The sequence below is a fragment of the Cupriavidus sp. FW305-46 genome (assembly GCF_058787075.1).
This window is the reverse complement of the sequence record NZ_JBYSZI010000025.1, coordinates 76,213-88,528: the sequence shown is the minus strand read 5'-3', so window position 1 is coordinate 88,528 and position 12,316 is coordinate 76,213. Positions and strand designations below refer to the sequence as shown.

Sequence of the window (12,316 nt, the reverse complement as noted above, 5' to 3'; positions counted from 1 at the left end):
CTTCCTTGATCACCTGGTTGCGCGGGTCGCCGGTGGTGTACACCGGGTGGCCGAAGCCGATCACGACTTCCTTGTTCTCGACGCGGCGGGTGATGTCGGCCTGGGCCTCGTCCGGGTTGTCGTAGCGCTTCTGGATCTCGAACGCGACTTCATTGGCGCCGCCGTGCTTGGGGCCGCGCAGCGCGCCGATGGCGCCACTGATCGACGAGAACATGTCCGAGCCCGTGCCGGCGATCACGCGGGCGGCGAAGGTCGAGGCGTTGAATTCGTGCTCGGCGTACAGGTTGAGCGAGGTGTTCATGGCGCGCTCCCACAGTGCCGACGGCTTCTCGCCGTGCAGCAGGTGCAGGAAGTGGCCGCCGATGGAGTCATCGTCGGTTTCGACTTCGATGCGGCGGCCGTTGTGGCTGTAGTGATACCAGTACAGCAGCATCGAGCCGAGGCTGGCCATCAGGCGGTCGGCGATATCGCGCGCGCCCGGGGTGTTGTGGTCTTCCTTCTCCGGCAGCACGGTGCCCAGCACCGACACGCCGGTGCGCATCACGTCCATCGGGTGGGCGCTGGCGGGCACCCATTCGAGCGCGGCCTTCACATTGGCGGGCAGGCCGCGCAGGCTCTTGAGCTTGGCCTTGTAGGCGGCCAGTTCGGATCTGGTCGGCAGCTTGCCGTGCACCAGCAGGTGGGCGATTTCCTCGAACTCGCAGGTCTCGGCGATATCGAGGATGTCGTAGCCGCGGTAGTGCAGGTCGTTGCCGGTGCGGCCGACGGTGCACAGCGCGGTATTGCCGGCGGTCACGCCCGACAGGGCGACGGATTTCTTGACCCGGGGTGCGGCCGGCTCGCTGGCCGTGGCGTCGGGTGCAGCGGCAGGTGCGGCGAACTTCGAGGCGGACATCCATGTCTCCTTGGGCGCTGCCCTGTTTGTTTTTTGGTATGGGTATCGGCTTCAGGCGAAGAACAGCGCTTCCACGTTGGCCGGCAGCGGCGTGCCGGTGGCCTGCGCGCGCTGCAGCAGCGACCAGTAGTAGCGGTAGCTGGCGCGGTCGTGCAGCTGGCCCTCGTGGCGGATCGGGGCCCAGTTGTTCTCATGCGCCGCCAGCAGGATCTGGCTGGCCGCGCCGATTTCTTCGGCACCGGGGCGGAACGCCGCCACGATCGGTGCGATCTGGCCCGGATGGATGCTCCACTTGCGCAGGTAGCCGAACTCGCTGCGCGCGCGCAGCGCATCGTCGCCGGCGCGCTGCGGCGCCTGCACGTCGGTGCTGACGTTGTGCGACGGCACCTTGCCGTGGCGGTGGCAGGCGGCGGAGATCTCCAGCATGGCGCGCCGGATCAGCGGGTGTTCGAACTGCTGCGGCGAGCGCATGGCCCCGCCGGGGATGGCGCCGTGGTGGGCCGAGACAAAGTCCATCAGGCCGAAGCTCAGGCATTCCACCTGCACCAGCGCGGCAATATCGAAGGCCTGTTCCAGCGCGGCGTGGGTCTCGACCAGCACATGGATCGGGATATGCCGCGCGATGCCGGCATTGCGCGCCACCTGGTTGACGTGATCGGTCACGCGCGCGACCTCGACCACGTCGGTGACCTTGGGCACCACCACATAGGCCAGGCGCGCGCCGGCGGCGCGCACCAGCACGTCGACGTCCTCGCGCCAGCTCGGGTGGGCCGGGTCATGGATGCGCACGCCGACGCGGTTGTGGGCATTGAGCGGGCTGTTGACCAGCTGCGCGCACAGCTCTGCATGCTCGCGCTCATGGCCGACGGCGGCGCCGTCCTCGCAGTCGAAGGTGACGTCGAAGACGGGACCAAGCTCTTGTTGCAGGGCAAGCGATTTGCGCATCAGCTTTTCGCTGCCCGCGTAGTGGTCACACACCGGCAACTGGACCGGGATGGCTTCGCCCTGGAACAAGACCTCGGAAGGATGCACGTTGATTCGGATCGGTTTGGGTTGATGGGGGGAGCAGGGGCCATGGTAGCCCCTGGATATGAAAAAACCGGGGTCCGCGCTGATTCGTGAATCGTTGCGGAACCCCGGTCTTTCCTCGAGCGATCGGAGGATCAGCCCAGCAGGTGCTGCACGCCGGCCTTTTCTTCTTCCAGTTCGTTCAGGGTGATGTTGATCTTTTCCTGGCTGTAGGCGTCGATCTCCAGACCCTTGACGATCTCGTACTTGCCGTTGGCGGTGGTCACCGGGTAGCCGAACATGGTGTCGGCCGGGATGCCGTATTCACCGTTCGACGGGATGCCCATGGTGACGACCTTGCCGTTGGTGCCCAGCACCCAGTCGCGCACGTGGTCGATGGCGGCGTTGGCAGCCGAGGCGGCCGACGACAGGCCACGCGCTTCGATGATGGCGGCGCCGCGCTTGCCGACGGTCGGCAGGAACACGTCGTTGTTCCACACCGGGTCGTTGATCAGGTCCTTGACGCTCTTGCCGTCGACGGTGGCGTAGCGGTAGTCGGCGTACATGGTCGGGCTGTGGTTGCCCCACACGAACAGCTTCTCGATCGACGACACCGGCTTGCCGGTCTTGGCGGCGATTTGCGACAGGGCACGGTTGTGGTCCAGGCGCAGCATCGCGGTGAAGTTCTCGCGCGGCAGGTTCGGTGCCGACTTCATGGCGATGTAGGCGTTGGTGTTGGCCGGGTTGCCGACCACCAGCACCTTGACATTGCGGCTGGCGACTTCGTCCAGCGCCTTGCCCTGCACCGTGAAGATCTGGGCGTTGGCTTCGAGCAGGTCCTTGCGCTCCATGCCCTTGCTGCGCGGACGGGCGCCAACCAGCAGGGCCACGTCGGCGTCCTTGAAGGCAACCTTGGGGTCATCGGTGATGACCACGCCGGCCAGCAGCGGGAACGCGCAGTCTTCCAGCTCCATCACCACGCCCTTGACGGCTTGCTGGGCTTGCGGGAGGTCGAGCAGTTGGAGGATGACCGGCTGGTCTTTGCCCAGCATGTCGCCATTGGCGATGCGGAACAGCAGGGAGTAGCCGATCTGGCCAGCGGCGCCGGTCACTGCGACGCGCATTGGGGCTTTAGCCATGAGTAAATCTCCAAACGATAGAAGGGGGGAAGCCGGTCGGTGGCATGCCGTTGCCGAAACAAGGGGCGCGGCGGGTCACCGGGTGCTGGTTGTCGCCACAGCGGGGAGCGGCCGTCCGCCGGAACCAGGTGGCGGGGCCACGGGGCGGAACCGGTGAGGGAGAGCCACAACGGGTCATGGTGATGCAACAAAGCGTTAGTCTACTGCGAAGCGTGGCGCCATTTCCAGACCGGAGCGCTGCCGGGAATCTGCCGGGCCGATACATTCCGGTATCCTGGCTGCTGCTGGCGGGCCTGGGAGGGCCATCGCGGGCGTGGACCAGCGCGAGTGTAGGCCGGGCCTCCCGTGATGTCAATTCATATGTCTTATATAAGACATAAGACAATTAACGTAAGGCTGGACGTATCTTGCCCTTTTGTGGTGAAATCCCGCTATGTCCTCCCTGCCTACGTCCCTGACTGGCGCAGCCGCACCCGGCGCGCCGGAATCTGGCGCCGCCACGCCTGGCGCCGGGGCGCAGCCGCCTTCTTCGCCGCCCGCGCCTGTGCCGCAGGTGGCCCCGCCATCTGGCCCCGCCTCTGGTCTGCAGTCCGTGCCATCGCCCACCTTCAGCCCGCTCTACCAGCAGATCAAGGCGCTGATCACGCGCAGCCTGCAATCCGGCGAATGGAAGCCCGGCGAGATGATCCCCAGCGAAATGGAGCTGGCCTCACGCTACAAGGTCAGCCAGGGCACGGTGCGCAAGGCCATCGATGAACTCGCCGCCGAGAACCTGGTGGCGCGCCGGCAGGGCAAGGGCACTTTCGTGACCACGCACCATGAAGACGTGGTCAAGTTCCGCTTCCTGCGCCTCGTCCCGGACGAAGGCGAACCCCATTATGGCGCCAGCCGCGTGCTGGAATGCAAGCGCCTGCGCGCCCCCGCCGAAATTGCCCGGCTGCTCGACATCCGCACCGGCGACAGCGTGGTGCAGATCCGCCGCGTGCTGAATTTCTCGGGCGAGTCGACCGTGCTGGATGAAATCTGGCTGCTCGGCGCCAACTTCAAGGGCCTCACCGCTGAAAAGCTGACCGAGTGGAAGGGCCCCATGTATGCATTGTTCGAGGCCGAGTTCGGTACGCGCATGATCCGCGCCTCGGAGAAGATCCGCGCCGTGCCTGCCGATGAAACCGCGGCCGAGTTGCTGGCTGTCCCGGTAGGCTCGCCGCTGCTGTCAGTCGAGCGGGTGTCGTACACCTATGGCGACCGCCCCGTCGAAGTGCGCCGCGGGCTGTACGTGACTACGCGGCACTATTACCAGAACGACCTGAGCTGACGCCGGCGCATGGCATGATGCGCCCGCTGGCGTTGATTATTGTGGCTTTCGTCATGACGGTGCGGGCTGTTGCGCGGCGCGGCTAATGTTGCGCTGGATTGCCCGCCGGATGTGATTAGTGTGCGATTGTCGGGCGGCACCTGTTGGTGCCTGATAGCTGAAAATTATTGGTGCAGCGCGCAACAAAGGCGCTAAAATCTCATGGATTTGCCCTAATGCATCCCGTTGCATGCAGGGCAGTGGCAGTTTCGTTTTTTGTTTACCGCAAATGGGGTCTCGCATGGCTGAAGCCGTCAAACAAGCCAGGCCGGAGTACCGGAATATCGGTATCGCGCAGATTGCGCGCTACCGGTTGCCCTGGGCCGGCAAGGTATCCATCCTGCATCGCGTGAGCGGTGCACTGATGTTCCTCCTTCTTCCCTTCGTCCTGTATCTGTTTGAGCAGAGCATAACTTCGGAACTGAGCTTCGCAAAGTTCTCGGCGCTTCTGTCCGGTGGCTTCGTCAAGCTGGTTCTGCTGGTCCTGATCTGGGGTTATCTGCATCACTTCTGCGCGGGTATCCGTTTCCTGCTGCTGGATGTGCACGTCGGCGTTTCCAAGCCGGCCTCGGCCAAGTCTGCCATCGGCGTGCTGGTTGTGAGCCTGCTGCTTACCCTGATTTTCGGCCTGAAGCTGTTCGGCCTGTTCTGAGGAGAATCAAGGTGGCAAACAATAATATCGGTCCCAAGCGTCTTGTCGTCGGTGCGCACTACGGCCTGAAAGACTGGCTGGCGCAGCGCGTCACGGCCGTGATCATGGTGGTCTTCACCGTGGTCCTGGCCATTGCCTTCCTGCTGTCGAACGGCGCTTCGTATGAAGCGTGGGCAGGGCTCTTCTCCAACCAGTGGATGAAGATCATCACGTTCCTGACCATCCTGTCGCTGCTGTATCACGCCTGGATCGGCGTGCGCGACATCTGGATGGACTATGTGCGTCCGATGGCGGTTCGCCTCGTGCTGCAAGTTCTTACGATTCTGTGGCTCGTCGGTTGCGCGGGCTACGCTGCTCAGATTCTCTGGAGGGTGTAATAAATGGTCGCAGTCAAGACTGGATTGCCGCGTCGCCGTTTCGACGTGGTCATCGTCGGTGCTGGCGGCGCCGGGATGCGCGCATCCCTCCAGCTCGCGGAAGCCGGCCTGAACGTGGCCGTGCTGTCCAAGGTGTTCCCGACGCGCTCGCACACGGTGGCGGCACAGGGCGGCATCGGCGCTTCGCTGGGGAACATGAGCGAAGACAACTGGCACTACCACTTCTACGACACCATCAAGGGCTCGGACTGGCTGGGTGACCAGGACGCGATCGAGTTCATGTGCCGTGAAGCCCCGAAGGTCGTGTACGAGCTCGAACACTTCGGCATGCCGTTCGACCGCAACCCCGACGGCACCATCTACCAGCGTCCGTTCGGCGGCCACACCGCCAACTACGGTGAAAAGCCGGTGCAGCGCGCCTGCGCCGCGGCTGACCGTACCGGCCACGCGCTGCTGCACACGCTGTACCAGCGCAACGTGCGCGCCAAGACCCACTTCTTCGTCGAGTGGATGGCGCTGGACCTGATCCGTGACCAGGACGGCGACGTGCTGGGCGTGACCGCGCTGGAAATGGAGACCGGCGAGGTCTACATCCTCGAGGCCAAGACCACGCTGTTCGCGACCGGCGGTGCCGGCCGTATCTATGCAGCTTCCACCAACGCCTTCATCAACACCGGTGACGGCCTGGGCATGGCAGCGCGCGCAGGCGTGCCGCTGGAAGACATGGAATTCTGGCAGTTCCACCCGACCGGCGTGGCCGGCGCGGGCGTGCTGATCACCGAAGGCGTGCGCGGCGAAGGCGGTATCCTGCGCAACAAGGACGGCGAGCGCTTCATGGAGCGCTATGCCCCGACGCTGAAGGACCTGGCGCCGCGTGACTTCGTCTCGCGCTCGATGGACCAGGAAATCAAGGAAGGCCGCGGCTGCGGCCCGAACGGCGACTACGTGCTGCTCGACCTGACCCACGTCGGCGCCGAGACCATCATGAAGCGCCTGCCGTCGATCCGCGAAATCGGCATGAAGTTCGCCAACGTCGACGCGATCAAGGAACCGATCCCGGTGGTCCCGACCATCCACTACCAGATGGGTGGCATTCCGACCAACTACCACGGCCAGGTCGTGGTGCCGAAGAACGGCAACCCGAACGAAGTGCTCAACGGCTTCTACGCGATCGGCGAATGCTCGTGCGTGTCGGTGCACGGCGCCAACCGCCTGGGCACCAACTCGCTGCTCGACCTGGTGGTGTTCGGCCGCGCCGCCGGCAATCACATCATCGCCCAGAACCTGAAGCAGAAAGAGCACAAGCCGCTGCCGGCCGACGCCGCCGACCTCGCGCTGTCGCGCCTGGCCAAGCTGCAGTCGTCGTCCTCGGGCGAGTACACGCAGGACGTCGCCAACGACATCCGCAAGAACATGCAGTCGCATGCCGGCGTGTTCCGTACCCAGAAGCTGATGGACGAAGGCGTCGAGCGCATCCTGGAAGTATCCGAGCGTGCCGACAACATCCACCTGAAGGACAAGTCCAAGGTCTTCAACACCGCGCTGGTGGAAGCCCTGGAAGTGGCCAACCTGGTGGAAGTGGCCAAGGCCACCATGATCTCGGCGGCCGCCCGCAAGGAATCGCGCGGTGCCCACGCGCACAGCGACTTCCCGAACCGCGACGACCAGAACTGGCTCAAGCACACGCTGTTCTACAGCGAAGGCAACCGCCTCGACTACAAGCCGGTGAAGATGGAACCGCTGACGGTGGAAAGCGTGCCGCCGAAGGCCCGTACCTTCTGAGCACCGCATCGTAGAGACAACAGGACCCACAGAAATGAAGCGTATTTTCGAAGTCTACCGCTACGATCCGGACAAGGATGCGGCACCGCGCATGCAGACCTACGAGGTCGAGCTGGACGGTCACGAGCGCATGCTGCTGGACGCGCTGGTCAAGCTGAAGAAGCTGGACGAGACCATCTCGTTCCGCCGTTCGTGCCGCGAAGGCGTGTGCGGCTCGGACGCGATGAACATCAACGGCAAGAACGGCCTGGCCTGCCTGACCAATATGCGCGAGCTGCCGGACCGCATCGTGCTGCGTCCGCTGCCCGGCCTGCCGGTGGTGCGCGACCTGATCGTCGACATGACGAACTTCTTCAAGCAGTACAACTCGATCAAGCCGTTCCTGATCAACGACGAGCCGCCGCCCGAGAAAGAGCGCCTGCAGTCGCCGGAAGAGCGCGACGAGCTGGATGGCCTGTACGAGTGCATTCTCTGCGCCAGCTGCTCGACGTCGTGCCCGTCGTTCTGGTGGAACCCGGACAAGTTCGTCGGCCCGGCCGGCCTGCTGCAGGCTTACCGCTTTATTGCGGACAGCCGCGACCAGGCCACCAACGAGCGCCTGGACAACCTGAACGACCCGTACCGCCTGTTCCGCTGCCACAGCATCATGAACTGCGTCGATGTGTGCCCGAAGGGTCTGAACCCGACCAAGGCCATCGGCAAGATCAAGGAGCTGATGGTCCGCCGCGCGGTCTGAGCCTGCGGCTGTCTGCAGTAGTAAGCGGCGCGTCAGCCAGAGCGGCTATATCTGGCTGGCGCGCCGAAAGTAGGAAGCCATGACTGAGAGTCCTGCCACCACCTTCTCCCATCAGGCCGACCCGCACAAGCGCGCACGTCTGCGCTGGCGCGCCCGCCGCGGCCTGCTGGAGAACGACATCATCGTCGAACGTTTTTTCAACCGTTACGAGGAGAGCCTGTCCGACGAGGACGTGGCTTCGCTGAGCGTGCTGTTCGAACTCAGCGACAACGAGTTGATGGACCTGCTCCTTGCGCGCAAGGAACTGGACGGTGAGCTCGACACGCCCCCGATGCAGCGAGTGATCGCCCTGCTGCGTACGGTCTGAGTTTTGGTCAACATTATTATTCACAGCATTTGAAGGATCCGACATGACGCCGTCCGATGTGAAAGCCACGCTATCGTTCTCCGATGGTTCCCCCAGCGTTGAGCTGCCGATCTACACGGGTACCGTTGGCCCGGACGTAATCGACATTCGCAAGCTGTACGGACAGACCGGTAAGTTCACTTACGACCCCGGTTTCATGTCGACGGCTTCGTGCAATTCCAAGATCACCTATATCGACGGTGACAAGGGCGAACTGCTGTACCGCGGCTACCCGATCGAGCAGCTCGCGCAGAAGTGCGACCACCTCGAAACCTGCTACCTGCTGCTCAAGGGCGAGCTGCCCAACGCCAAGCAGAAGGAAGAATTCGTCGGCCACGTGATGAACCACACCATGGTTCACGAGCAGATGCAGTTCTTCATGCGCGGCTTCCGCCGCGACGCGCACCCGATGGCCGTGCTGACCGGCATGGTCGGTGCCATGAGCGCGTTCTACCACGACGCGATGGACATCGATGATCCGCACCAGCGCGAGATCTCGGCCATCCGCCTGATCGCCAAGATGCCGACCCTGGTCGCCATGGCGTACAAGTACAACATCGGCCAGCCGTACATCTACCCGCAGAACGACCTGTCCTACTCGGGCAACTTCATGCGCATGATGTTCGGCACGCCGTGCGCCCCGTACACCGTGAACCCGGTGCTGGAGCGCGCGCTGGACCGCATCTTCATCCTGCACGCCGACCACGAGCAGAACGCGTCGACCTCGACCGTGCGCCTGGCCGGTTCGTCGGGCACCAACCCGTTCGCAGCCATCGCCGCCGGCGTGGCCTGCCTGTGGGGCCCGGCCCACGGCGGCGCCAACGAAGCCGCGCTGAAGATGCTGGAAGAAATCGGCAGCGTCGACAACATCAACGAGTTCATCAAGCAGGTCAAGGACAAGAACTCGGGCGTGCGCCTGATGGGCTTTGGCCACCGCGTGTACAAGAACTACGATCCGCGCGCCAAGCTGATGCGCGAAACCTGCCACGAAGTGCTGGAAGAGCTGGGCCTGCACAACGACCCGCTGTTCAAGCTGGCCATGGAGCTGGAAAAGATCGCGCTGGAAGACGAGTACTTCGTCAGCCGCAAGCTGTACCCGAACGTGGACTTCTACTCGGGCATCGTCCAGCGCGCGCTGGGCATCCCGACCTCGCTGTTCACCTGCATCTTCGCGCTGGCCCGCACCCCGGGCTGGATCTCGCAGTGGGAGGAGATGATTACCGATCCGGAATACAAGATCGGTCGTCCGCGTCAGCTGTTCGTTGGCGCAGCTACCCGCGACGTGCCGGACGTTGCCAAGCGCTGATCGCTGGCTTTTCATCCGGCTGCGCGATGCAGCAATCACAAACGCCCCGGCCCGCCGGGGCGTTTGTGTTTCTGGGCCGGAGCGCCTTGTGCGTCGCAGCAGGGCAGGGAGCAGGAAATTGCCGGATAAGTGGTGAGAACGGCAATTTGCGGAGAATTGTGTCTCAGTCTGTCAATTCAGTTCCGCATTTGTTGTGCGATTTTCGCCTGCGGCAGGAAATTTGACCCTATAATGCGGGCTGCTTTGCCGACGGCAGCCGGGCCACCCTTCCGGCATGCGGTGCGGCAAGCGGGGCAGGCGAATCGCTTGCGCAATAGAGAACGCATCAAACGTTGTCTTTCCGAACCTTGGTCCCCCTACCTCACGGGACTGACACATGCCGGGCCCCGCATAAGCTGTCTCTCCCTTGCAGGCCCGTCTTCCGCGTCTCGGGCGTCTTTATTCGTAGTCCGCGGGTGTTGTTCGATTGCGCAGGTCACACCGTTTCTGCCCGGTTGACCCAAACATAAATCGAGGAGCTCCTGATGACGCTGTCCCGTCTTACGTCCATCTCGCTGGCCGCCGTGCTGGCCACCCTTGGCGCCGCTGCCAACGCCGAAACCGTGAAGATCGCCATTGCCGGCCCGATGAGCGGCTCGGTGGCGCAGTATGGCGACATGGTCAAGGCCGGTGCGCTGACCGCGATCGAACAACTCAATGCCAACGGCGGCGCCGGCGGCAACAAGTTCGAAGTGGTGATGATGGACGACGCCTGCGAGCCGAAGCAGGCCGTGGCAGTTGCCAACAAGATCGTCAGCCAGAACATCAAGTACGTGATCGGCCATGTGTGCTCGGGCTCGACCATCCCGGCTTCGGACATCTACGAGAACGAAGGCATCGTCATGGTCACGCCGTCGGCCACCGCGCCGCAGCTGACCGAGACCAAGAAGCGCAAGTACATCTTCCGCACCATCGGCCGCGACGACCAGCAGGGCCCGGCCGCCGCCCAGTACATCATCGGCAAGGTCAAGCCGAAGAAGGTCGCGGTGCTGCACGACAAGCAGTCGTACGGCCAGGGCATCGCCAGCTCGGTGAAGAAGGACCTGGAAGCCGCCAAGATCCCGGTCGCCGTGTTCGAAGGCATCAACGCCGGCGATTCGGACTACTCCGCCGTCATCACCAAGCTCAAGTCGCAGGGCGTGGACTTCGTCTACTTCGGCGGCTACCACCCGGAAATGGGCCTGCTGCTGCGCCAGGCGCGCGAGCAGGGCGTGAAGGCCGCGTTCATGGGCCCCGAGGGCGTGGGCAACAAGGACGTGACGGCGATCGCCGGCCCGTCCTCGGAAGGCATGCTGGTGACGCTGCCGGCAGACTTCTCGGCCGACCCGGCCAACGCCGCGCTGGTGAAGGCCTTTGCCGACAAGAAGCGTGACGCCAACGGTCCGTTCCAGATGCCGGCTTATGCCGCCGTCAAGATCATCGGCGACGCCATTGCCGGCGCCAAGAGCACCGACCCGACCAAGGTCGCAGCGTACATGCACAAGAACGCCTTCACCACCCCGATCGGCAAGGTCGAGTACGACGACAAGGGCGACCTGAAGTCCTTCAAGTTCGTGGTCTACACCTGGCACAAGGACGCCAGCAAGACGGCCGCCAACTAAGCCGGCGCTTTTCCACGCACACGCCCCGCCCGGACCCCGGGCGGGGCGTTCTGGTATCGGGCTTCAAGTTCCTGAGGCTTCCCCAATGAATGAATTCCTTCCACAGTTCACCCAGCAGCTGGTCAACGGCCTGACGCTGGGTGCGATCTATGCGCTGATCGCCATCGGCTACACAATGGTCTACGGCATCATCGGCATGATCAATTTCGCGCACGGCGAGATTTACATGATCGGTGCCTATGTCGGCCTGGTCACGCTCACCGCGATCGGCGCCCAGGCAGGCTACCCCCTGCCGCTGGTGCTGGGCGCCGCCTTGCTGGTCTCGGTGCTGGTCACCGGGGTGTACGGCTATGCGGTGGAGCGGGTGGCATACCGGCCCTTGCGCGGCGGACCGCGGCTGGTGCCGCTGATCTCGGCCATCGGCATGTCGATCTTCCTGCAGAACTATGTCCAGATCGGGCAGGGCGCGCGCGACGTGTCGGTGCCGGTGCTGATCTCGGGCGCCATCGAGTTCCAGATGGGCAGCGACTTCACCGTGACGGTGCCGTACTCGCGCCTGCTGATCGTGGGCGTGACGCTGGTGCTGATGATCGCGCTGACGCTGTTTATCGGCCGTTCGCGCATGGGCCGTGCCTGCCGCGCCTGCGCCGAAGACATGCGCATGGCCAACCTGCTCGGCATCGACACCAACAAGGTGATCTCGTTCACCTTCGTGCTGGGTGCGATGCTGGCGGCGGTGGGCGGCGTGCTGATCGGGCTGACCATCGGCAAGCTCAATCCCTTTATCGGCTTTATCGCCGGCATCAAAGCCTTCACCGCGGCGGTGCTGGGCGGCATCGGCAGCATCCCGGGCGCGATGCTCGGCGGCGTGCTGCTGGGCCTGGCGGAGACCTTCGCCTCGGGCTATATGCCGGCCGAGTACAAGGACGTGGTGGCGTTCAGCCTGCTGGTGCTGGTGCTGCTGTTCCGTCCGACCGGGCTGCTGGGCAAGCCTGACGTCGAAAAGGTCTGAGGGAGGACG

Annotated in this window: 12 protein-coding genes; 9 read left to right on the top strand and 3 right to left on the bottom strand. The window is 64.0% G+C overall.

From position 1 onward, the window contains the following. The 3 genes from AC3WON_RS14570 to AC3WON_RS14560 form a co-directional block, all read right to left on the bottom strand. A partial coding sequence (locus tag AC3WON_RS14570; protein WP_492352077.1) for a citrate/2-methylcitrate synthase occupies positions 1–895 on the bottom strand: 895 nt, incomplete at its 3' end. 51 nt (positions 896–946) lie between these two features. Then, positions 947–1,927 (bottom strand): HpcH/HpaI aldolase/citrate lyase family protein, encoded by a 981-nt coding sequence (locus AC3WON_RS14565; protein WP_492352076.1) that lies wholly within the window; start codon positions 1,925–1,927, stop codon positions 947–949. Positions 1,928–2,058: 131 nt separating this feature from the next. Beyond that, on the bottom strand, positions 2,059–3,042 hold the full coding sequence (locus AC3WON_RS14560; RefSeq protein WP_010814614.1) for a malate dehydrogenase: 984 nt from the start codon (positions 3,040–3,042) through the stop codon (positions 2,059–2,061). Positions 3,043–3,475: 433 nt separating this feature from the next. Here AC3WON_RS14560 and AC3WON_RS14555 point away from each other — a divergent pair, with 433 nt between their 5' ends. From AC3WON_RS14555 to livH, 9 genes are all read left to right on the top strand, one after another. Next, the gene (locus tag AC3WON_RS14555; RefSeq protein ID WP_492352075.1) at positions 3,476–4,357 is read left to right on the top strand and encodes a GntR family transcriptional regulator; all 882 of its coding nucleotides are present in this window, start codon (positions 3,476–3,478) and stop codon (positions 4,355–4,357) included. A gap of 280 nt (positions 4,358–4,637) precedes the next feature. Next, a complete protein-coding gene (sdhC, locus tag AC3WON_RS14550) occupies positions 4,638–5,048 on the top strand; it encodes a succinate dehydrogenase, cytochrome b556 subunit (protein WP_010814616.1) in 411 nt (136 codons plus the stop codon). 11 nt (positions 5,049–5,059) lie between these two features. Next, positions 5,060–5,425: a succinate dehydrogenase, hydrophobic membrane anchor protein gene (gene sdhD, locus AC3WON_RS14545; RefSeq protein ID WP_010814617.1), complete on the top strand. Its 366-nt coding sequence runs from the start codon at positions 5,060–5,062 to the stop codon at positions 5,423–5,425. A 3-nt stretch (positions 5,426–5,428) separates the two neighbouring features. Then, the gene (gene sdhA, locus AC3WON_RS14540) at positions 5,429–7,207 is read left to right on the top strand and encodes a succinate dehydrogenase flavoprotein subunit (RefSeq protein WP_492319824.1); all 1,779 of its coding nucleotides are present in this window, start codon (positions 5,429–5,431) and stop codon (positions 7,205–7,207) included. A 34-nt stretch (positions 7,208–7,241) separates the two neighbouring features. Further along, positions 7,242–7,943 carry a succinate dehydrogenase iron-sulfur subunit gene (locus tag AC3WON_RS14535; RefSeq protein WP_010814619.1) on the top strand — a complete coding sequence of 234 codons (702 nt, stop codon included), beginning with the start codon at positions 7,242–7,244 and terminating at the stop codon, positions 7,941–7,943. A 79-nt stretch (positions 7,944–8,022) separates the two neighbouring features. Then, positions 8,023–8,310 (top strand): FAD assembly factor SdhE, encoded by a 288-nt coding sequence (locus AC3WON_RS14530; protein WP_479941077.1) that lies wholly within the window; start codon positions 8,023–8,025, stop codon positions 8,308–8,310. A 43-nt stretch (positions 8,311–8,353) separates the two neighbouring features. Beyond that, positions 8,354–9,655, top strand: coding sequence for a citrate synthase (gltA, locus tag AC3WON_RS14525; RefSeq protein WP_010814621.1), 1,302 nt, complete (start codon positions 8,354–8,356; stop codon positions 9,653–9,655). 524 nt (positions 9,656–10,179) lie between these two features. Beyond that, positions 10,180–11,295 carry a branched-chain amino acid ABC transporter substrate-binding protein gene (locus AC3WON_RS14520; RefSeq protein ID WP_011615745.1) on the top strand — a complete coding sequence of 372 codons (1,116 nt, stop codon included), beginning with the start codon at positions 10,180–10,182 and terminating at the stop codon, positions 11,293–11,295. Positions 11,296–11,380: 85 nt separating this feature from the next. Beyond that, a complete protein-coding gene (gene livH / locus AC3WON_RS14515; RefSeq protein ID WP_010814623.1) occupies positions 11,381–12,307 on the top strand; it encodes a high-affinity branched-chain amino acid ABC transporter permease LivH in 927 nt (308 codons plus the stop codon). Positions 12,308–12,316 lie beyond the last annotated feature (9 nt).

Coding starts and splice junctions, on each gene's coding strand:
- AC3WON_RS14560 (WP_010814614.1), bottom strand. CDS start 3,042: ATGGCTAAAGCCCCAATGCGCGTCGCAGTGACCGGCGCCGCTGGCCAG.
- AC3WON_RS14555 (WP_492352075.1), top strand. CDS start 3,476: ATGTCCTCCCTGCCTACGTCCCTGACTGGCGCAGCCGCACCCGGCGCG.
- sdhC (WP_010814616.1), top strand. CDS start 4,638: ATGGCTGAAGCCGTCAAACAAGCCAGGCCGGAGTACCGGAATATCGGT.
- sdhA (WP_492319824.1), top strand. CDS start 5,429: ATGGTCGCAGTCAAGACTGGATTGCCGCGTCGCCGTTTCGACGTGGTC.
- AC3WON_RS14535 (WP_010814619.1), top strand. CDS start 7,242: ATGAAGCGTATTTTCGAAGTCTACCGCTACGATCCGGACAAGGATGCG.
- AC3WON_RS14530 (WP_479941077.1), top strand. CDS start 8,023: ATGACTGAGAGTCCTGCCACCACCTTCTCCCATCAGGCCGACCCGCAC.
- gltA (WP_010814621.1), top strand. CDS start 8,354: ATGACGCCGTCCGATGTGAAAGCCACGCTATCGTTCTCCGATGGTTCC.
- AC3WON_RS14520 (WP_011615745.1), top strand. CDS start 10,180: ATGACGCTGTCCCGTCTTACGTCCATCTCGCTGGCCGCCGTGCTGGCC.
- livH (WP_010814623.1), top strand. CDS start 11,381: ATGAATGAATTCCTTCCACAGTTCACCCAGCAGCTGGTCAACGGCCTG.